Annotated in this window: 24 protein-coding genes; 12 read left to right on the top strand and 12 right to left on the bottom strand. The window is 38.8% G+C overall.

Annotation, left to right across the window (positions count from 1 at the left end; all coding sequences use genetic code 11):
- Positions 1 to 414 precede the first annotated feature (414 nt).
- The 4 genes from AC4IFT_RS02200 to yajD all read left to right on the top strand — a co-directional run bounded on the left by AC4IFT_RS02200 (position 415) and on the right by yajD (position 4,425).
- On the top strand, positions 415 to 1,269 hold the full coding sequence (locus AC4IFT_RS02200) for a S1 family peptidase (protein ID WP_279169241.1): 855 nt from the start codon (positions 415 to 417) through the stop codon (positions 1,267 to 1,269).
- A gap of 627 nt (positions 1,270 to 1,896) precedes the next feature.
- Entirely contained in the window at positions 1,897 to 2,874 is a 978-nt protein-coding gene (locus AC4IFT_RS02195) for a DUF1852 domain-containing protein (protein WP_490732600.1), read from the top strand.
- Between the two features lie 29 nt (positions 2,875 to 2,903).
- On the top strand, positions 2,904 to 3,935 hold the full coding sequence (locus AC4IFT_RS02190; protein WP_490732602.1) for a methionine synthase: 1,032 nt from the start codon (positions 2,904 to 2,906) through the stop codon (positions 3,933 to 3,935).
- Between the two features lie 142 nt (positions 3,936 to 4,077).
- A complete protein-coding gene (yajD, locus tag AC4IFT_RS02185; protein ID WP_219248137.1) occupies positions 4,078 to 4,425 on the top strand; it encodes an HNH nuclease YajD in 348 nt (115 codons plus the stop codon).
- A gap of 79 nt (positions 4,426 to 4,504) precedes the next feature.
- Here yajD and AC4IFT_RS02180 read toward each other — a convergent pair whose 3' ends face one another.
- A complete protein-coding gene (locus AC4IFT_RS02180) occupies positions 4,505 to 5,083 on the bottom strand; it encodes a YebB family permuted papain-like enzyme (protein ID WP_490732843.1) in 579 nt (192 codons plus the stop codon).
- A gap of 101 nt (positions 5,084 to 5,184) precedes the next feature.
- A complete protein-coding gene (gene pdxR / locus AC4IFT_RS02175) occupies positions 5,185 to 6,672 on the bottom strand; it encodes a MocR-like pyridoxine biosynthesis transcription factor PdxR (RefSeq protein WP_490732604.1) in 1,488 nt (495 codons plus the stop codon).
- 102 nt (positions 6,673 to 6,774) lie between these two features.
- Here pdxR and AC4IFT_RS02170 point away from each other — a divergent pair, with 102 nt between their 5' ends.
- The gene (locus AC4IFT_RS02170; protein WP_490732606.1) at positions 6,775 to 7,233 is read left to right on the top strand and encodes a GNAT family N-acetyltransferase; all 459 of its coding nucleotides are present in this window, start codon (positions 6,775 to 6,777) and stop codon (positions 7,231 to 7,233) included.
- A 102-nt stretch (positions 7,234 to 7,335) separates the two neighbouring features.
- On the opposite strand, the gene ybiA is transcribed toward AC4IFT_RS02170, so the two are convergent.
- From ybiA to AC4IFT_RS02150, 4 genes are all read right to left on the bottom strand, one after another.
- Complete coding sequence (gene ybiA / locus AC4IFT_RS02165; protein ID WP_490732608.1) at positions 7,336 to 7,875, bottom strand: riboflavin biosynthesis intermediates N-glycosidase; 540 nt, start codon at positions 7,873 to 7,875, stop codon at positions 7,336 to 7,338.
- A gap of 98 nt (positions 7,876 to 7,973) precedes the next feature.
- The gene (locus tag AC4IFT_RS02160; protein ID WP_273838912.1) at positions 7,974 to 8,696 is read right to left on the bottom strand and encodes an amino acid ABC transporter ATP-binding protein; all 723 of its coding nucleotides are present in this window, start codon (positions 8,694 to 8,696) and stop codon (positions 7,974 to 7,976) included.
- The gene (locus AC4IFT_RS02155; protein ID WP_219248123.1) at positions 8,683 to 9,447 is read right to left on the bottom strand and encodes an amino acid ABC transporter permease; all 765 of its coding nucleotides are present in this window, start codon (positions 9,445 to 9,447) and stop codon (positions 8,683 to 8,685) included. The genes AC4IFT_RS02160 and AC4IFT_RS02155 overlap by 14 nt, the downstream gene beginning before the upstream one ends.
- A gap of 64 nt (positions 9,448 to 9,511) precedes the next feature.
- Complete coding sequence (locus tag AC4IFT_RS02150) at positions 9,512 to 10,279, bottom strand: basic amino acid ABC transporter substrate-binding protein (RefSeq protein ID WP_490732613.1); 768 nt, start codon at positions 10,277 to 10,279, stop codon at positions 9,512 to 9,514.
- A 315-nt stretch (positions 10,280 to 10,594) separates the two neighbouring features.
- On the opposite strand from AC4IFT_RS02150, the gene AC4IFT_RS02145 reads away from it, so the two are divergent.
- From AC4IFT_RS02145 to AC4IFT_RS02120, 6 genes are all read left to right on the top strand, one after another.
- On the top strand, positions 10,595 to 11,503 hold the full coding sequence (locus AC4IFT_RS02145) for an AEC family transporter (protein ID WP_490750522.1): 909 nt from the start codon (positions 10,595 to 10,597) through the stop codon (positions 11,501 to 11,503).
- An 82-nt stretch (positions 11,504 to 11,585) separates the two neighbouring features.
- Positions 11,586 to 13,046: an AMP nucleosidase gene (locus AC4IFT_RS02140; protein WP_490732844.1), complete on the top strand. Its 1,461-nt coding sequence runs from the start codon at positions 11,586 to 11,588 to the stop codon at positions 13,044 to 13,046.
- A complete protein-coding gene (locus AC4IFT_RS02135; RefSeq protein ID WP_490732617.1) occupies positions 13,027 to 13,599 on the top strand; it encodes a GNAT family N-acetyltransferase in 573 nt (190 codons plus the stop codon). The genes AC4IFT_RS02140 and AC4IFT_RS02135 overlap by 20 nt, the downstream gene beginning before the upstream one ends.
- Before the next feature lie 23 nt (positions 13,600 to 13,622).
- Positions 13,623 to 14,039 (top strand): helix-turn-helix domain-containing protein, encoded by a 417-nt coding sequence (locus tag AC4IFT_RS02130; protein ID WP_490732619.1) that lies wholly within the window; start codon positions 13,623 to 13,625, stop codon positions 14,037 to 14,039.
- A 109-nt stretch (positions 14,040 to 14,148) separates the two neighbouring features.
- The gene (gene accA, locus AC4IFT_RS02125) at positions 14,149 to 15,108 is read left to right on the top strand and encodes an acetyl-CoA carboxylase carboxyl transferase subunit alpha (RefSeq protein ID WP_490750521.1); all 960 of its coding nucleotides are present in this window, start codon (positions 14,149 to 14,151) and stop codon (positions 15,106 to 15,108) included.
- 48 nt (positions 15,109 to 15,156) lie between these two features.
- Positions 15,157 to 16,044, top strand: a complete 888-nt coding sequence (locus AC4IFT_RS02120; RefSeq protein WP_490750520.1) for a LysR family transcriptional regulator — start codon at positions 15,157 to 15,159, stop codon at positions 16,042 to 16,044.
- A gap of 114 nt (positions 16,045 to 16,158) precedes the next feature.
- Here AC4IFT_RS02120 and AC4IFT_RS02115 read toward each other — a convergent pair whose 3' ends face one another.
- From AC4IFT_RS02115 to AC4IFT_RS02100, 4 genes are all read right to left on the bottom strand, one after another.
- Entirely contained in the window at positions 16,159 to 16,626 is a 468-nt protein-coding gene (locus AC4IFT_RS02115; RefSeq protein WP_490732626.1) for a YehS family protein, read from the bottom strand.
- 181 nt (positions 16,627 to 16,807) lie between these two features.
- On the bottom strand, positions 16,808 to 17,122 hold the full coding sequence (locus tag AC4IFT_RS02110) for an AzlD domain-containing protein (protein WP_490732628.1): 315 nt from the start codon (positions 17,120 to 17,122) through the stop codon (positions 16,808 to 16,810).
- Complete coding sequence (locus AC4IFT_RS02105) at positions 17,119 to 17,820, bottom strand: AzlC family ABC transporter permease (RefSeq protein ID WP_490732630.1); 702 nt, start codon at positions 17,818 to 17,820, stop codon at positions 17,119 to 17,121. The genes AC4IFT_RS02110 and AC4IFT_RS02105 overlap by 4 nt, the downstream gene beginning before the upstream one ends.
- A gap of 91 nt (positions 17,821 to 17,911) precedes the next feature.
- Positions 17,912 to 18,733, bottom strand: a complete 822-nt coding sequence (locus AC4IFT_RS02100; protein WP_490750519.1) for an AraC family ligand binding domain-containing protein — start codon at positions 18,731 to 18,733, stop codon at positions 17,912 to 17,914.
- A 503-nt stretch (positions 18,734 to 19,236) separates the two neighbouring features.
- Here AC4IFT_RS02100 and leuE point away from each other — a divergent pair.
- On the top strand, positions 19,237 to 19,878 hold the full coding sequence (gene leuE / locus AC4IFT_RS02095; RefSeq protein WP_490732634.1) for a leucine efflux protein LeuE: 642 nt from the start codon (positions 19,237 to 19,239) through the stop codon (positions 19,876 to 19,878).
- An 83-nt stretch (positions 19,879 to 19,961) separates the two neighbouring features.
- Here the strand turns inward: leuE and AC4IFT_RS02090 are convergent, their stop codons facing one another.
- Positions 19,962 to 20,420, bottom strand: coding sequence for a GNAT family N-acetyltransferase (locus AC4IFT_RS02090; protein ID WP_490750518.1), 459 nt, complete (start codon positions 20,418 to 20,420; stop codon positions 19,962 to 19,964).
- A 4-nt stretch (positions 20,421 to 20,424) separates the two neighbouring features.
- The gene (locus tag AC4IFT_RS02085; protein WP_490732638.1) at positions 20,425 to 21,054 is read right to left on the bottom strand and encodes a GrpB family protein; all 630 of its coding nucleotides are present in this window, start codon (positions 21,052 to 21,054) and stop codon (positions 20,425 to 20,427) included.
- Positions 21,055 to 21,108: the final 54 nt, after the last annotated feature.

Below are 21,108 nucleotides of genomic sequence, written 5' to 3'. Positions count from 1 at the left end.
AATAGGGTTTTTATTGAGCAGTTATGATTTTCATGTGTTTTTAACTTATTAATGATAATGGTTTTTTTCCTGAGCTTTACTTGTTTTTGATTAAACATGGAAGTTTTGAAATCATCTCATGAGCTTTCATGAAAAACAAAATAATATTATATTTCATGTTAGTAGGTGATAACAAGGCATTATTTAAAATAATAAATTTTATAAAAATAAAAGTTTTCATCAAATGAAATAAAAAACCATTGAATATAACAAGTAAGCTATAATTAGTGGTTATAAAGTTAAATGCAGTATATTTGTTTGTTTGAGTTATTATTAAATTGTTTATAATTAACTGGTGTTATAGTTGATAGTAAAATCTTTAACCCCCAGTTTTAGTATAAGTGTGAATGTGAAAATATTTGAATGAGGAATGAAATGGAAAATTACGTTAGCCCAATTGAACAGCTTATACACAGTACTTTAAGAATTGAATCTTTAACTGATGAGGGAGTTTCCTCTGGAACTGGTTATTTTTTTGATTTTCTTGTGGATGGAGATTTTAGTGTCCCATGTATAGTGACAAATAAGCATGTTATTAATGGTTCAAAAGAAGGGAAATTTCATTTAACGTTGCAAAAAGATGATGGTTCAATAGATCTAGGTAACTATATGGCAATTTTGTTCAATAATTTTGAATCAATGTGGATTAAACATCCAGAGCTAGATGTTGACCTTGCTATTTTTCCTTTAGCACCTATTTTTCGCCAATTAGAAATGGATGGTAAAAAATTTTATAGTGTCCGCCTAAGAAAAGAGAATCTTGCAGATGATACTTTATTATCTACATTGAGTTCTATGGAAGATATAATTATGATTGGGTACCCTAATGGTATTTGGGACGAAAAACATAATTTACCAATAATCAGAAAAGGTATTACAGCAACCCACGCTAAGCTGCCATACAACGATAAATTTGAATTTATGATTGATGCCGCATGTTTCCCTGGTTCAAGTGGCTCTCCTGTATTTTTAGCTAATATAGGTAGTTTTATTGATAAAAATGGCAATCTTTGTGCAGGCTCAAGAATCGCTCTTTTAGGTACTCTCTATGCGGGGCCACAACATATAGCTACGGGAGAAGTCCGAGTTATAAATATTCCAATAGCAGATAAACCTATTGCGATTTCAACAATACCAAATAACTTAGGATTAGTGATTCAAGCTTCTAAACTAGAAGATTTCGAAGGTATTTTATTAGAAAAATTAGCTGAACAAAGATCGCATTGTTGAACCCTTGTTCTAACAATCTAAAAAACTCCTTCCACCCATTGAAAAATAAGCAAAATAAAAAGCCTCTCGTCAAAAGAGGCTTTATAAGTGTGGTCAATATGTGGACATTGACTATTGATTAAATCCTTTTATATCAATTATATAAATGCATTTTAGATCGCCGCACTTAGCGCCTTTGATTACCTAATCCGCACTAGTACCAGGACCGCTGAATAGGTGTAATTTACTTTATATTCAGTGAGTTGTAGTCAAAAGGCACTCGGGGGCGAGTGCCTTTTTTGGTGCATAAAATCTGAATACCGAAATATCAACCTAGGCTTCTTTGTCGCTAATCCTGACCAATAATTATGTTTAGCTCATCTTTTTGGCTTATACCTTTTTAATCTAAATTATGTGATACAGATCTAAATACCGCACAAAATCAGTCATACCAATGATCATGAATTTCATTCATGTTGTAGTGAAATTAAGTCGCTTTCACTCATTCAACAGCTCTGGCATAAATTAGATAACGCTAACAAATTAACTTATTTACAACATAAAGATTGATGAATGAGAAACAAAAACTTCTAAAAAATCAAGAAGTCAATTTAGTTTCCATCTTGGAACTTAGGGTGCGACAAGACGATGAACAAAAATTTTACATTTACGATTAAAAGTAGTCTTTTTGACGAAAATTATAATCCTTCTGAAAATACACGTATAACAACGAACTTTGCTAACTTAGCCAGAGGGAAAAATCGCCAAGAAAATTTGCGTAACACGCTTGTCATGATGAACAACCGTTTTAATACATTAGCCTATTGGGATAACCCGAAAAGTGACCGTTATTCAATCGAGTTGGAAATTATTTCTGTGGAAATGAGTGTTGAAAATAAAGCCAATACGTTCCCTGTGATTGAAATATTAAAAACGAACATTGTTGATAACAAAACGGGACAACGCACAGAGGGGATTGTTGGAAATAACTTTTCTTCTTATGTCCGAGACTATGATTTCAGTGTTTTATTGCTCGACCATAATAAAGACCAAGCAAACTTTAGTATTCCTGAAAAATTTGGCGATTTGCATGGGAATATCTTTAAATATTTTGTTAACTCGAACGAATACAAAGCGCACTTTAATAAGGCGCCAGTCATTTGTTTAAGTGTCTCAAATAAAGATGTTTATCATCGTACGGGTAATCAACACCCTGTATTAGGTATCGAATATCAGCAAAATGGGGCTTCATTAACGGATCAATACTTTAAAAAGATGGGGTTACAGGTCCGTTACTTTATGCCACAAAATAGTGTTGCGCCATTGGCCTTCTATTTTACAGGTGATTTACTGAGTGATTACAGCAATCTTGAACTGATTAGCACGATCAGTACGATGGAAACATTCCAAAAAATTTATCGCCCAGAAATTTATAATGCAAATTCTGTTGCAGGACAATGTTATCAACCAAGCTTAACGAATCAAGATTATTCGTTAACCAAAATTGTTTATGATCGCGAAGAACGTAGCCGATTGGCTATTGAGCAGGGGAAATATACAGAAGAGCATTTTATTGAGCCCTATAAACATATTCTAGAGCAATGGTCTGCTAGCTACGCACTCTAATTAATTATAAAAATTTAAGGTCAATTATTATGAAAACATTATTACCAACATCTACCGCTGGCAGTTTACCAAAGCCTTCTTGGCTGGCTCAGCCTGAGACCCTTTGGTCTCCTTGGAAGCTGCAAAATGAAGAATTAATTGAGGGAAAGCAAGATGCACTGCGTTTATCCCTCGAAGATCAGCTACGTGCTGGGATTGATATCGTGAGTGATGGCGAGCAAACCCGTCAACATTTTGTGACTACATTTATTGAACACCTCAGTGGTGTTGATTTTGAAAAACGTGAAGTGGTTAAAATCCGTGACCGTTATGATGCGAGCGTACCAACCGTCGTTGGAGCCGTTGAACGCCAACGACCTGTTTTTGTTGAAGATGCTAAATTTTTACGCAAGTTAACGAAACAGCCGATTAAATGGGCATTACCTGGCCCAATGACAATGATTGATACGCTGTATGATAACCATTATAAAAGCCGTGAAAAATTGGCATGGGAATTTGCGAAGATTTTGAATCAAGAAGCAAAAGAACTTGAAGCTGCCGGTGTTGATATCATTCAGTTTGATGAGCCGGCGTTTAATGTGTTTTTTGATGAGGTGAACGATTGGGGTGTGGCGGCGCTGGAAAGAGCGATTGAAGGCCTGAAATGTGAAACGGCAGTGCATATCTGTTATGGATACGGCATTAAAGCCAATACAGACTGGAAGAAGACGCTGGGTTCTGAGTGGCGCCAATATGAAGAAGCGTTCCCGAAACTGCAAACGTCGAATATCGATATTATTTCACTGGAATGTCATAACTCCCATGTTCCAATGGATTTGATTGAGCTTATCCGTGGCAAAAAAGTGATGGTTGGGGCGATTGATGTGGCAAGCAATATCATCGAAACGCCAGAAGAGGTCGCTAATACGTTACGTAAAGCACTACAATTTGTGGATGCAGATAAGCTGTACCCATCGACAAACTGTGGTATGGCACCATTGTCGCGCCAAGTTGCGACGGGCAAACTTAATGCCTTAAGTGCAGGGGCTGAGATTATTCGCAGAGAGTTGTTAAATAGGTAATATATCCAAATATTGGTAACCAAGAGAAACCCAGAATCAATATCTGGGTTTTTTATTGCCTTGAATTTCTTATTTCGTTCTAATGTGAGGTATATTAGGTGAATTATTATTAAATTACTTTTTTGAAATAGGAATGTCGGCAATGGCTCTGATCCCTAAAAACTATGCGCGCTTAGAAAGCGGCTATCGTGAAAAAGCCCTCAAAATTTATCCGTGGGTGTGTGGACGTTGCACTCGCGAGTTTGTGTACTCAAATTTACGCGAATTAACCGTTCACCATATCGACCATGATCATACCAATAACCCCGAAGATGGCAGCAATTGGGAACTATTATGTTTATTTTGCCATGACCATGAGCATTCAAAATACACAGAAGCAGACATGTATGGTACCAATGTAGTGGCAGGGGAAGATGCACAAGATGACATTGAAGCGGCAACGTATAACCCGTTTGCTGATTTGAAATCGATGTTAAACAAGAAAAAATAATCACAACATTAGCTTATCCAGAATACACTAAGCCACTTTGCGTATTAGTGGTGGCTCAGTGTATATTCTATTTCAGCGATTAATGAATATCTTCGTGGCTGCGGTAAATCAACGATAGTTCAGGGTGATTCCAAAGGCTTGCAGGAGTTACAGTGGTGCGCTCCCAAGGTATTTGTCCAATAAACCAGAGCTTCCAAAAATTTAACTTTGCATTCGGATTTTTTGTTAATAATTCTTCAAACGTTTCAATTTCGCCAATTTGTACTGATAAGGCAGATTGGTAGATATCAAAGACAAATTTAGAACAAAATTGCCTTGGTGAATCATAATTAAAGCCGGTGTGGTAAAACTTATTTAAACGCGCAGGGACTTGTGCAACTAAGGCATTTTTTTGATCTTGTGTTAATGTTTGAGCAAAACGGCGCACACTATAACGTTTATCTGCTGAACGAGCGATGAAACGCGAAAGTGTCGTGGTTGTCGATAAGGGCACACGGCTTTCAGCGATTAAATAATCGTCACCATCGTGCCCAATGATCATACCGACATGGTTGCTCCAACATAAAGAGGCTGAAGCAATTTGGCGAAATAATTCGGTACCAATACTAGTAAAAACAATATCACCCACTTCATATTCATAGGGGTAGTTTGTTTGCATCATTAAAATACCTCAACATAAATGAAAGAATGTCATTAAGGTATAGTTATAAAGCTTAACAAAAATCTGACTATCAGATAAAAGCGCAAAATCTTCTTTGTTTAGCTTGGGTATATCTTATTTATCTGCTCACTCAGTAACTTTACATTCTGCACAATATCGGTTTCTGTATGAGCGGCATAACCAAATAAAATGGCATTTTGTTTGTTGCTGTTAATGCAATATCGAGATAAAGGCTGAGCGCCAAAACCTAATAAGCGGCATTGTTCAAGTATGAGGTTAATATCGTATCCAGCTTTTATCCAACATACTGTGTGTATTCCCGAATCTGTCATTTGTACCTCAAATAAATGAGGAAGATACAGATTAACGGCATTGAAAAAAGCGTTCTGCCTATCATGGCATATTTTCCTGATTTTACGTACATGGCGAGCATAATGGCCTTCTTGAATAAATTGCGCTAAAGAGGCTTGCTCTAAGTATCCACAATGACTATCACTGTAATATTTCATCATGGTAAATGCCTCACTCAGAATTTCTGGCACAATTAAAAAACCTAAGCGAAACCCTGGGTACATCATTTTTGAAAATGTACCTGCATAAATGACACGTTGGTGATTATCTAACCCTTGCAAGGCTTGAATTGGCTTAGATAAAAAGCGAAATTCACTGTTATAGTCATCTTCAAAAATCCATGCGTTATTTTGCTGAGCCCAATCAAGTAATGCTAAACGACGCGCAAGGCTTAAGGTCGTACCAAGAGGAAATTGATGAGAAGGTGCTGTGTAGACTAATTTGGCATCTCCATGGTGTTTCGCACCATAGGCGATATCCATTCCTTCATGATCCGATGGAATTGGGGAAATTTCAGCTCCTGCTGCGGTTAAAATAGCGCGAGCACTGTCATATCCAGGATCATCCAGCCAAACTTTATCTCCTTGTTGCAACAGCACCTTCGCTGCTAAGTTAATTGCCTGTTGGGTTCCATTGACAATAATAATTTGTTTTTCTTTGCAGTGAACGCCGCGGGTAGAATGTACATAATCCACCAGTAATTTTTTTAGAGGTGTAAAACCATCAGGGTGGTTGAAATAAGGAATAGTTTGTTTCGATTTCCGCCAAACTCGGCCTAATAATCTTCCCCAAAGTTCATGGGGAAACTGATCAACACAACCAATACCAATATTGAACATTTGGTGTGATTGTGTTTTTGGTCGTGATTGATCCCACAGCTTCGTCAATGTTGCGACCTTGGGATTAAGATTAAGTGCAGAATATTCAGGCTGCTCACTCAATTGCAATGGGCTGACTGAGCGAACTAATTCATCAGGGATATTAGCTGATACATAAGTGCCAGAACCTTTTTTTGAATACAGATATCCCTCATCAATTAACCTCTCAAAACCCGCAATGACTGAGTTACGCGAGATAGACATCATTTCAGCCAAAGCGCGTGAAGAGGGGAGTTTAACACCTGATGCAATGCGCCCATCTAAGATTGCATTGCGAATAGTATGATAAACATTTTCTTTTATATACCCCTCATCAAGTAGGAGCAGTGGAAACTGAGCCTGTTGTTTACGTCGCATAAGTGGATCCTAAATAAATAACAAAAGTGTCTCTTATACAGCACCAGATAGAACTGTACTATAACCTCATTATGTAATATGTCTACAAATGGAAGGGTTATTATGAATAAAGCTACATTACCAGTTACGGTTGAATTTGTTGCCTCAGAACATTATCCAGAATGGCTAGTTTATTGGCTGGAATACCAAAAGTTTTACCAAGTTGAATTAAGTGAAGATGTCACATTAAAAGCGTGGGAACGTTTTTTTGACGACAATGAACCTATGCATTGCGCTGTCGCACTCGAAGGTGGCAAAGTGGTTGGTTTCGTCAATTATTTATTCCACCGTTCGACATGGGCAAAAAATGATTTTTGCTATTTAGAAGACCTGTATGTCACACCAGAAATGAGAGGGCGCCACGTAGGGAAGCAACTTATCGAGTTTGTACAAGCACAGGCGCAAGATAAACAATGCGGCCGTTTATATTGGCATACACAAGAAACCAATTTACGTGGACAAAAATTGTATAACTGGGTGGCAGAAAAGCCGGGGGTGATTGAATATAGAATGCCTTTGTAATTAATGCAGTAGCATATCCTACATTTCAGTGAATGACTGGCTGGCCCGTTGTTTGGCAACAACGGGTTTTTAGCAAAATAGGATTAAATGCAAGAAATGCTTTTAACTTGCCAATTGGGTGCGAACTTCCATTAATGCAAAACCTAAAAGGTTTAATCCTTTCCATGTGAGTGGGTTTTCGATGTTTTCAGCCTCTTCAGCGAGACCAATGCCCCATATTTTATCGACTGGGCTGGCTTCAACTAATACGCGTTCATTAGTAGAAAGCAAAAAGGCTTTCAGTGATTCATTTTGGCTAAACTTCGCCATATTCGCGGCAACAACAATGTCGAAACGGTTATCGTCCCAAATATCTTGTTTAAACCCTCGTACTTCTCGACCAAAGGCTTTCGCCGCTCCTGGGTTAGGTGCGTGAATAATTTTGTCTAATATTTCGAAATCACCAAATAAACGTGCTTTTTCTGCCATCATAAAATGTTCAGCGCTTGCAAATCGGTGCCCATCGACAATAAATGGAGCAGGGTACCACTGACTAAAGCAGCTTTTAGTGACTTGATGTTGTTTAGTTTGATGCCCCCAGAAAAAAACATATTTGAATTTTTTCCCTGAGCGATATTGTTTACAAAGACTTTTAATATCCATCGATTAAGCTTAATTAAATAATAATATTCTTAGCATACGGATAAATAAGACATGGGGCTATCAGAAAAGCCTGCTTATGGTGATAAGCAGGCGAGCAATTAGAGAACTTTACTTAAAAACTCCGCAGTACGAGGGTTTTTAGGGGCAGAAAACAGCTGCTCAGGCGTACCTTCTTCTTGAATAATACCCTGGTCTATAAACATAACGCGATCAGCAACTTCGCGGGCAAAGCCCATTTCATGGGTTACGATAACCATCGTCATGCCTTCAGTGGCTAATGTTTTCATAACAGACAACACTTCGCCAACTAATTCAGGATCCAATGCGGAGGTAGGTTCATCAAATAATAAGATGGAAGGTTGCATTGCGAGTGCTCGGGCAATGGCAACACGTTGCTGTTGACCACCGGAAAGGCTGGCAGGCCAAGCATCAATTTTATCTAATAAACCAACCTTGGTTAATAGTTGTTCAGCTTGTTTTAAGGCGTCTTCCTTTTTTAATCCTTTAACTAAAGTTGGTGCCATCATTAAATTTTCAAGCACAGTCATATGTGGAAATAAATTAAAACGTTGAAAAACCATGCCGACATTTTCACGCATTTTATTTAAATCAGTTTTAGGGTCATGGACATCGAACCCGTTGACTTTGATTTCCCCACCATCAGGGCGTTCGAGAGCATTTAAGCAGCGTAAAAATGTACTTTTACCTGAGCCAGAAGGGCCTATGACACAGATAACCTCTTGTGGATGAATTTCGCAAGAGATACCGCGCAAAACATGAGTTTCACCAAATTTTTTTTGCAAATCATTAACGTAAATCACTTCTGCCCAACCTTCTTTCCATATATTGCACTAACTGAGCGAGTATAAATGTCAGCATCCAATAGATAATTGATATTGTTAAGTAGGGTTCCCAATATGTGGCGTAGGCCCCTGAAACGGTGCGAGCTGCATAGGCGAGGTCGGCTAATCCAATCGCAGAGGCAAGTGATGAATCTTTAACAATTGCAATCGCGTTATTCCCCAAAGGAGGTAAGATTCGACGGAAAGCTTGAGGAAGGATCACTTTACGCATGGTTTTTGCCCAACTCATACCGAGTGCACGGGAGGCTTCCATTTGCCCTTTATCAATTGATTGAATACCAGCACGGAAAATTTCAGAAACATAAGCGCCTGAATTTAAAGTAATAGCAATGACGCAAGATAAAAAAGCACCATAGTCAGAGCGTAGCATTTTAGCGGTATCAACAGACATCAACCCAGAAGTCACGAATAAGCCATCTCGTGGGTTAATAAATAAGGGCACTAATGCAAAGTGAACAACCATTATTTGAACAAATAATGGCGTACCACGAAAAGCGCTGACGTAAAAACGCACCGGCCATTGCACGAAATAGTGCAAAATAGGCTTCCACACCCCTTGTTCCGCTTTGGCTGTTCTCCCCAGCCCTAACGTAAGTCCCCATAAAGAGCCTAGAATCACGCAAATAATGGTGGCCTTGATGGTCATCAGTGCGCCTTCAGCGAAGAGCGGGGCGTATTCTTCAATTATTTCCCAACGAAAAGCAGACATCGTAATTTCACCCTGATTTAAAACGAGAAAAAGCCATCCAAAGATGGCTTTAAACTAAATAAAACTATTGTTTTGGTAATTGAGGAACGTTCGCATCAAACCATTTTTGATAAATTTGGTTATAAGTTCCGTTTTCAACAATGGTATTTAAACCATTATTAATTTTTTGTTGTAACTCGCTATTACCTTTAGCAACGGCAATACCAAAATATTGTTTTTCAAAATGGTTGTCGTAAATTAATTTAAATTTTTTCTCTGGATGAGTTTTGATGTAGAACTTAATGACGCCTACGTCACCGACAGCAGCATCAATACCATCTTCATACAGTTCTTGTAACAGCAACGGTGTATTGTCAAAACGTTTAATGGAAGTGCTGTTTTTACCAATGACATCGGAGACGACAATATCCCCTGTGCTGGAATTAACAACACCAACGTTTAAATCTTTTAAGCTATTTAAATCGGTGACGTTGGATGATTCACTGATCACGATAGCTTGTTCCGCAGGAAAATAAGGGTTTGAAAAATCGACCATGTTTTTACGTTTATCGGTGATAGTGATACCTGAAATTAAAATATCTCTATCCCCAGAGGATAGCGTGGCAAAAATACCTTCCCACGGTGTGTTGACCAGTTTTACGTCAAACCCTTCAGCATCAGCAATTGCTTTAATAATATCAATATCAAAACCTTCAAGCTGCTTTTGGCTGTTTTCAAATTCAAATGGACGGTATGTTCCACCAGCACCTACGGTATAACTGTCTTTTGCGTAAACACTCCCTGAAAAAGCTGCCAGTGTTAAACAACCAGCAAAAACAAGTTTCTTCAACATTTTAAACCTCTTTAATTATGCATTTATAGTGAATAAAAATACATAAAATTAATCATGCAAGCAAATGATATTTTGAAATTGAGGTTAGATAATCATACTTGCTGGCTTAATAGGTCAGTACCGCAACAAAATTGATGAAAGTACAAGCGGAAAGAGTGTGAATAATTTTGTTGAGGTCAATTTTTTGTTAAACCAATCATAAAATTGGAAACATATAGAGGGTAAGAGCTTTTTTTACCTATCCGCTACAAAAAATTAACGTTAGACTCGTGATTATAAATATCTAATACACTGATAAAAATAGATTAAATTTTCATGGATAAAATTTTACTGGCGCTATGGCCATTATTTGCTCTGATTGCGATGGGTTTTGTATTGCGGCGAACTTCATTATTTTCCGCTGATTTTTGGCCGGGTGCGGAGAAATTAAACTACTTTATATTATTTCCTGCATTATTAATTAATAGCTTAGCCAGTGCGCCTTTAGATAATCCAAAATTATTCTACCTTGGCAGTGCGATATTCTGCATTTTAGCGGCAAGTTCATTATTAGTGCTGCTAAGTAAATATTTATTCAAAATAACCATCCCCCGTTTTGGCGCGTATATTCAAGGTATCACTCGTTTTAATACTTATCTCGGTTTGGCGATTGTGGTGGACTTGTTCGGTAAAGAAGGGATTGCTGTTGCCGCAGTCATTATGGCGATTTTAGTACCGAGCTGTAATGTCATTGCGGTGTTAGCGTTATCTTCAGGGAAACAAGTCTCGATAAAGCAGCTATTGCTACCAATCATTAAAAACCCATTGATTATTTCATGTGTTATCGGAATTTTATTAAACATATTACCCGTTGGCCTGCCTTTTGGTTCTGATCAATTATTAAAATTATTAGCCGCAGCAAGTTTACCGTTAGGGTTGATATGTATTGGTGGAGCACTGCAAACAGCGACATTGCGCAAAGAATTTAAGCCCATTATGGTGTCTACAATTTCGCGTTTACTTGCTATGCCTCTATTAGCGGTGCTCATCGCTAAGTTGTTTTCTTTACCTAATTTAGAAACGGTATTATTAGTCATATTTTTTGCTATTCCAACTGCACCAACTGCCTATATTTTGACTCGCCAACTGAATGGCGATAGTCAATTAATGGCAGGTATTATCACATTACAAACCATTATTGCTGTGGTCACATTACCCTTGGTATTGTCATTCGTAATGCATTAATAGTGATATGTTTTGCAACTGTCACATTGATACTCTATGTTATCAGGGGATTACTTCATCTGATGAGGAGTTGTGCGTGTCTTTGGAAAAATGCCAGAAAAATGAAAATTTATCTATTGAAGACGTGTTGGATAAACTGTCGTCTTTATATTCAAATGCAATTCAATCACTAAGAGATGCGATTGCTATTTATGTTACAGAAGGGCGTATACCGAATTCAGACGAAAGGGAAAATGGGTTATTTGCCTACCCTGAACTTTGTGTCACATGGGAAGGAAAAGTTGACCATTGTGAAAAAACACGCGCTTATGCACGGTTTGTGAAGAAAGGAAATTATTCCATCACAGTAACTCAACCCGAGTTATTTCGCAGCTATTTAACGGAACAGCTTTCTATTTTACAACAGGACTATGACGTATCTTTTGCCGTTCGTCCGTCTAAAACTGAAATTCCGTACCCGTTTGTCATTGATGGCTCTGATTTAGTGCTTGATAGAAGTATGAGTAGCAGCCTTGCCGCACATTTTCCTATCACGGATTTAGCCCATATTAGTGATGATATTACGGATGGCTTATACACGATTTCCGATGAAATGCCCTTGTCGCATTTCGATGCTTTACGCGTAGACTTTTCACTTGCACGCCTTAAACATTATACCGGCACGCCACCTGAACATGTGCAACCGTATATTTTATTTACCAATTATAACCGCTATGTGGATGAGTTTGTCAGCTGGGCTTGTGAACAAATTCGTGACCCAGATAGCCGTTATATCGCATTATCCTGTGTTGGTTATAATTACCTCACAGATGAAAATGCAGATCCGCAAATTGCTATTTCTGATATGACTTGGAAAAAATTCCAAATGCCTGCATATCATCTGATTGCCCGTGATGGTGCAGGAATAACATTAGTGAATATTGGTGTTGGGCCGTCAAATGCCAAAAACATTTGTGACCATCTAGCAGTATTAAGGCCACATGCTTGGTTAATGATTGGTCACTGTGGGGGTTTAAGGGAAAGCCAAAAAATAGGTGATTACGTGCTTGCTCATGCTTATTTGCGGGATGACCATATTTTGGATGATGTATTACCGCCAGATATTCCTATTCCAAGTATCGCAGAGGTTCAGCGGGCACTTTATGATGCCACTAAGCAAGTCAGTAATATGCCCGGGGAATTGGTTAAACAGCGTTTACGTACCGGAACTGTCGTCACAACGGATGATAGGAACTGGGAGCTGCGTTTCTTTGCTACTGCAAGGCGCTTTAGTTTAAGTCGTGCGGTTGCTGTTGATATGGAAAGCGCGACCATCGCAGCACAAGGTTACCGCTTTAGAGTGCCTTATGGCACACTTTTATGTGTATCAGATAAGCCATTACATGGGGAAATTAAATTACCAGGCCAAGCCAATAGCTTTTATGAGGGGGCTATCTCAGAACACCTACAAATAGGTATTCGTGCTATTGATTTATTACGCCAAGAAGGGGATAAATTACATTCTCGGAAGTTAAGAACCTTTGATGAACCCCCATTTAGATAGCAAGGAGAGGCAATCTATGGCTTTAATACCTGAAATAGAAACAGAAAGACTGATTTTATCCAAACATCAAGTGAGTGATTTTCCTGCTCTAACCAAATTGTGGGCAACAGAATCCATGGTTCGCCATATCGGTGGCATGCCATCGACAGAAAGAGAGTCGTGGATGAGAATGTTAGCTTATGGTGGGTTATGGCCATTACTCGGTTTTGGTTATTGGGCTGTGAGGGAAAAAGCAACGGGGCAATATGTTGGTGACCTTGGATTTGCTGATTTTCACCGAATGGTTGAACCGCAAGTGAAAGGAATTCCTGAGGCCGGCTGGGTCATTGCCCCTGAGTTTCAAGGGAAAGGGTATGCAACAGAGGCAATGCAAGCGGCATTAACTTGGTTGAAATCACAAAATAAATTTCAGCAAACAATCTGTTTTATTGAACCGAGGAATTTGCCGTCATTACGTGTTGCTGAAAAGCTCGGTTATGTCATTGACCGTGAGATTTTTATGAATGGCAATATTACCGTTTTGTTAAGGCAGAAACTAAAACCGACAGAGTGATAAGGTCAACGGGTTATTATTTTATGCATGATGAATTAGATATTTCACAAGTGAGTCAACTGTCAGGCTTAGCCGCCTCAACACTTCGTTTTTACGAAGAAAAGGGGTTAATAAAACCGATTGGCAGAAAAGGCTTAAAACGTATTTATCATGGTAAAGATGTAATAACCCGTTTGTCATTGATAAGCTTAGGGCAGCAAGCTAAGTTTACACTCGATGAAATTGCGCAAATGCTCAATCACCAAGATGGTCCAAATATAGAGCGATCTAGCCTGATGGCGAAAGCAGACGAAATTGAGCACACAATCCAAAATTTATTGGCGTTAAAAGATAGCATTATTCATATTGCTAACTGCCCTGAGGAAAATCATTTCTTGTGCCCAAACTTTCAAAAAATCTTGAATAACAGCCTAAAATTAAACCGCATTAGGAATAAATAGCCTGTTAATTATCCCATATTTGATATTAATAAATCCCATTTTCAACTATAGAGTGGGATAGCGTTGGTCGTTACACTCTTAAAATTGAATGAATAATTTTAAGGTTTATATGTCTACGCATTTTTTAGCTTTTGAAAAACCCATTGTTGAACTTAATGACAAAATTGAGGCGCTGGTTGCTTTCAAGCAGCAGGGGCACCCGAGTGAAATTAAGCTCGAAGAAGAAATCAAACTGTTAGAAAAAAAATCACATTCATTAACAAAAACAATTTTTTCCTCTCTTGGTGCATGGGAAATTGTACAGTTAGCAAGGCACCCACTAAGGCCATATCCCTTAGATTATATTCCTTTAATATTTACTGAGTTTCAGGAGCTGGCAGGAGATCGTGCATTTGCTGACGATAAAGCGCTGGTGGGGGGCCTGGCACGTCTCGCGGGGCGTCCAGTTATGGTGTTAGGACAACAAAAAGGACGAACAACCAAAGAAAAGGTGATGCGTAATTTTGGCATGCCATCACCCGAGGGTTACCGCAAGGCGTTACGCTTAATGCAAATGGCGGAGCGTTTTAAATTACCTGTCATTACACTGATTGACTCAGCAGGTGCCTACCCAGGCGTGGGCGCTGAAGAACGCGGACAGGCCGAGGCTATCGCAAAGAATATATTAGAAATGTCTCGACTCAAAACGCCGATTATTTGTGTTGTTACGGGGGAAGGCTGCTCTGGTGGTGCGTTAGGGATTGGTGTTGGTGACCGAATTAATATGCTTGAATACAGTACCTACGCAGCAATTTCCCCTGAAGGCTGTGCGTCGATTTTATGGAAAGATGCTCAAAAAGCGCAAATTGCTTCTGAAGTGATGGGGATGACCGCGCCTCGATTAAAAGAGCTAGGCATTATCGATACGATTATTCCTGAGCCATTAGGAGGAGCCCACCGAAATTATCAGTTAGCGGCCGAACATTTAAAACAACAGCTGATAACAGACTTAGCTGCATTAACGCAGCTCGATACGGACGCTTTATTATCAGAGCGTTACCAAAAAATTATGGCATTTGGTTACTGCTAGTGTTATTAGTTTAGCTCAATCATGTTGAATGAAAAGGAAACAGCCAAGGTGGTTGACCTAAATTTATTAAAGGTTTTTATTGCGGTTGCAACGCAAGGTAACTTTATTAATGCGGCAAAACAGCTTTCGATGCCATCATCCAATGTGAGCCGACAAATTAAGCAATTAGAAGAACAGCTAAATTGCCGTTTAATTGAAAGAACAACAAGGCAGATGCGCTTAACGGAAGCGGGTAATATTCTCTTTGAGCAAAGCCAAAAACGAGTCAGTGAATTGGAGGATATTGTCCAACAAATTAGTCACCCTCAATCTGTAACTGGCACATTACGCCTCACAATTCCCAGTGAAGCAGGGAGTGTATTGTTCGCTAATTTAATCGCAAAATTTGCGTTATTGCACCCACAGCTCAATATCCATTGTGATACACAGCTCACCCCCCTAGATGTTATCAGCGATGAAATTGATATATTGTTGACGTTTCACCGTGGAGAGCTTAAAGACAGCAGTTATCACTCAAGGCTGGTGAAATCATGGCAAAGTGTTGTGGTTGCTTCCCCTAAGCTCCTTAATCAAGTCGAAAAGCCAGAAAGCACAGCTGATTTAGCCAAGCTACCTTGCATATCAAGTCTGAGTGCCTTACAAGGTCAGCCATGGATTTTTATTGATAAGCAAGGTAAGCAACGCAATGTGATGATAAATAGCCGATATCGGGTAAATAGTGGCATGCTTGCCCATGCAGCCGCGGTTAATGGTGTGGGTTTTGCTATTTTGTCGTTAGAGGCTTGCCAGAAACAAATTATTTCAGGGGAACTTGAAGTTATTCAGTTGGTGGATGCAAACCCTGCACCGATAGAGTTAAGAGCAATTTATGCGAGTCGCAGTGCATTATCACCGAAAGTTGAGATCTTTTTAGACTATTTATTGCAAAATACTTAGTCAAGCTAGGTATTCAATTAACAAAATGAATATGAGCAATAACAAAGTACAGATGGTTATCCGGCACTCACCATTTATCTTTTAGTCAATGCCAGAACTGAGTAAAACGAGGTATTATTTGTCACCGCGTAAGCGTGTGGTTAGGCCTTTAAGAAAATAACGCAGAAGTTGATCCCCGCATTCACGGTAGTTTTTATGCCCTGGTTTACGGAAAACCGCATTGAGTTCAGGTTTTGATACACGGAAATCCGCCAATTGGAAAATTTCAATCATATCGGTATCTTTTAATTCAAAAGCGACACGCAGTTTTTTGAGAATAATATTGTTATTGAGGCGGCTTTCGATTTCTGGCGCAGGGCGGTCTTCATCTTTACCACGGCGATGATAAATTAAGCCATTTAAAAAATGCGCCGTTACGCTGTCGTTACATTCAACATATTCAGGTTCACTGTCTTTTTTGAGCCAGCATACCATCTCTTCTTTCGTCACATCTAAATCTGCAAGTTTTACGATTTTGACCATCTGAGCATCGCTCAAATCCAACATATAGCGAACACTGCGTAAAACATAATTATTAAGCATGTTTGTGTATTATCCATCATTTATAAAATTAGTGGCGCAATTTAAAAGCCAATGGATCACTGACTTTCAATAAGAAAGGGAGCAATTGAATAGGGTTGTATTGCGACGAAGTGCACTATTATGCGGGATTAGTGGGATAAAGCAAAGCGTTGTTACCTTACTTTATCCGATGTGTAGGGCATTAGCCGATGAAATAGATTAAAGAGTAGAAAAACACGAGGGTTAAACCTACAGTAAGCAGCATGTTTTTTAATAGTGAGGCGATGACAACACAGAATAATGCTCCCCACAAATATGGGTTATCGGGGAAATCCCTAACTTCGTGATTTTCTAGTAAAATAACAGGCGCACAAATGGCAGTTAATAAGCAAGGGGCGGAATAACCTAATGCTTGGCGAACAATCAAAGGTAGCCTAATCGGTAATTGTGGGATCAGAAATATATAGCGCAGTGTAAAAACAACAGCGGTTAGCGTGATAATCAAAAGCCAGATCATTTCCCCTCCTTCAATACACGTGAAACGATGACCGAGACAAACATTCCACCGACACCTGCGATAACAATGGCACTACTGATGGAATACATGGACAAGGTGATAGCCATGACAAGAGAAAAAATAACACCACATAACGTACTGATTTTTTTTGTTAAGGGAACAACGATGGCAAGCAAAGTCGCGACTACAGAAAAATCAAGGTGTAAGCGGCTTAAGTCGCCAACAATATTCGCCATAGCAATGCCACAGAGGCTAGTGATTAGCCAAACAAGATAAAAACTAAACCCTGCACCAAATAGGTATGGGAAGCTCAAGCTTTGGCGTTTTGCTGCACTGATAGCAAACAGTTCATCGGTGAGAAGAAAGCCAATACTAAGTCGCTGAGGAGTCGTAAAACCTTTAACTTCTGGTCGTAATGTTAGACCGTACAGTAAATGCTGGGACGTAATAAAGAACACTGAAATCACAATGGTCATAAAACCAGTGCCTGAATTGAGCAGCCCGAGCGTGACTAATTGGGCTGCACCAGCAAAGACCATCGCTGACATTGCTACACTTTGCCAAAAATCTAACCCTGTCTCAACGGCCATGGAGCCTGCCAATACTCCCCAAGGGATCACGGCAAGGTTAAGTGGGGCGGAATGAGCTGCGCCATCCATCATGGCTTTTTGCCAGCTGCGATTTTGCTTTGAATCCATGTTAACTAATACCTATTTAAATCATGAGTCTGTAACGTGTCATTCATATTAAAGATATGAACTGGCAGCAGATAGAATAAAATTGCTCTTTTTAAGTAATTAGATGACGCACAAAGTTACCCGGTGTGACGCCTAATGATTGTTTAAAATGGCGTGTAAAATGGCTTTGATCAGAAAAACCACATAAATTCGAAACATCAGCAGGGGAATTGCCTGCTAATAACAGTTTTTTGGCTTTATGCAAACGAGCTTGAACCAAAAAGACATGAGGTGTTGTACCTGTTTGCAGTTTAAATTGCCTTAGAAAGTGCCATTGACTAAAGCCCGCTATTTGCGCTAATTCCGCTAAAGAATGTTCTTGCTCGCAGGTATTTATCATCAACTCGCAAATTTGTTCTATACACTGCTTTGCAGGGGTAATTTTAGTTAACTCTGTTTTAGTGCGGTTGTAGCGCAGAGTTAACCAACTTAAGGTAGAGAGCAGTAAGGTTTCTTTGAACAAGAGGTTTCCGGGTTGTAATAACAAATTGAAAAGTAACCGTAATTGGGTTGCCAGCCCCGCATCCTGTACGACAGCGACAGGAAACCAAGGTACGAGTCCTTGATTTTCAATTTTTAAATCAGTGGTAAGCTGAGAAAACATGTCAGGTGTAGGGTAAATTGCTTGATATGACCAACCATTTTCCATTGCAGACGAACCTGTGTGTATTTCATCAGCATTAACCAAAATAATATCACCTTTCGGTGCGTAGTGATTTTCACCTGTCCGAAAGAATTGTTGGGCACCATCTTCGATGACGCCAATACAGAAACCTTCGTGGCTATGACGAGAAAATTTCTGTTGGTGATATCGAGCTTTTATCATCTCAAGGCCATTTAGCTCTTGTAAATGAAAGTAGTTAGCGCTTTCCATGAGTTCCCTAAAAATGATTAAAGATAAAGTACTTTTTGTTTTAATTATCTAAAGTTTGTTAATTAAATGTGAGTTTAATATATTCATTACAATTGCTAAAAAATATCTAAGCTAAATTATTATTGTTGTTTGTTACCCTGTTTGGGGCACTAATAAGCTCTTATGTTATAACGCGAAATGAGAATCAAATCACCATCAACCTTTTTAATTAAAAACCTCCGTGTAATGCTTGTTTTTGTGTTTTTGTTAGAATATAACTCTATTAGGTGTGGTGTTTTTAGTTTGCTACTGACTTAGTGGTTTCGAGTGAATTTTAATTCTGAAATTGCAACTCAAAACAAGGTACATCAACTGGCATCTTATAAAAAATAAGAATATAAATCCATATATTGATATATTATCTAGTGATATCTTTTATAAAAAAATAAAACCTGTATCATAATCACTATCAGGAATTAATGTGAATTTTTTGTTATAACTTTTATTGAGTTAGCGGGTTTCCTATGCTTGAAAATCTCGGTATTACAAACTTATGGACTTATCTTATCGGTGTGATTTTTATTACACTGGTACCAGGCCCTAATTCTTTATTTGTTTTAACTAGTAGTGCAAAGTATGGTGTAAAAAATGGTTATAAAGCCGCATTAGGGGTATTTACAGGGGATGCTATATTGATTTTCCTATCCTTTCTTGGTGTTGCTTCATTAGTCAAAACATCACCAATCTTTTTTAGTGTGATTAAATACGCAGGTGCGGCTTATTTATTTTATTTAGGAATAAAAACACTGTATAGCGTGTTGCACAAAAAAGAAGGTGCACATGATGTTGATAGTATAATTTTAGAAACCAAAGGGACTTATAAAAAAGCAGTCTTTTTGAGTCTTCTAAACCCTAAAATGATTATTTTTTATGTATCGTTTTTTATACAGTTTATCGACCCTGCATACCCAAGCGCTGGCGTGCCATTCTTTATTCTTGGTGTGATTTTAGAAACGTGCAGTATGATTTATCTATCATTGTTGATTTTCGGCGCAGTGGCCGTGACAAACATGGTAAAACACAACAAGAAACTGTCAAAATTATCCAATAGCTGTATTGGGGCCGTGTTTTTAATGTTTGGGGCAAAATTAGCGTTAACCGCTTAAAAGAAAAACATTCAAATATTAAATAGCCAGTGAGTTACTGGCTATTTTTTTATCTGTCTCAATGCGTAATGAACAATACCATTTTAACGCTTCATCACTGTCACTAGCTCATCATTTACTTCGCGCAGCTCCACGTCTTGCCATCCCATTTTTCGATAAAGCGCCTGCATATCTGGAGTGTATAGGTAAAGGCTTTCGTTTGTGAATTGGCGATAGTGCTGATAAAGCACCTCTATAAGCTGGCTTCCTATCTTTTTTCCTCGAGCAGATGGTACCGTTAAGACTTCCCCTAACCACCAAGTCGCTTGTTGAACATCCGGGAGTTCATGGAGAATTGTGCTGGCAGTTGCCAGTAATTGACCATCGTTGTCGATAAAACAAGAGAGAATTTGCGGCTTCTCGGCCATGCTTCGTTTAAGCAATCTTTGTTTTATCAGACCTATGTCGGCCCATGGTGTTAAATCAGCCCACTCTTGGTTCAATGCATGGCTAATTTGTTCAATTAATTGAGTATCCTGCTCAGTCACAATGACAAAACGCATGTTTTTAGCTCTCTCGTAACAGTAAATTGGGTAGTAGAGTATCTAGTTGCGTAAAAATCCGATGATAAATATCTCTAATCACCGCATTTTTGTTATCGTTATATTCTTTGATATTGCTGGCATCTACTACAGCAGCTAATTTAGCATTTGCATATTTTTCTCTATCGCAGGGGTGCTCAATTAACCAATCACGAAACAGTGAATGGCGAAAATGTTCAGGGCAATTAGGAGCAAAAATGTGTAAATTCACTTGTGGATCGCGCAATTTAAGCATGCGATGCTGATACCAAGAGGGCTCACGTACAGTAAGCTCAAAGCCAAGCTCTTCAAGGATTGGAATATAGCTTTTTTCGTCTGCTGGATCTGCCACAATCAGGTCTATATCGATAATCGGTTTGGCCGCTAAGTTAGGAACAGCTGTCGACCCTACATGGGAAATTTTAAGTGCTTTATCTTGTAGTGCTGAACAAATATGTTTTTGTTGCTGTTGATAAAGTGCAGCCCATTTCGGGTCATAAGGTACAACCTGAATTTGACTAGGAGCGGACTTTCCTTTCACCCACGGGTTTTCATTTGGGTCACCCTCACTAAAGTGCATGATTTGTTGTTTATAATCCGCTAAAGAGGAGGGCATAGTTTGTTCCTATTTAATTCATTCGTGCGATAAATAATAAAGTAATTTCCTATC

This window comes from Providencia sp. UF-183, assembly GCF_058246155.1.
This window is presented reverse-complemented; position numbering and strand designations above follow the sequence as displayed.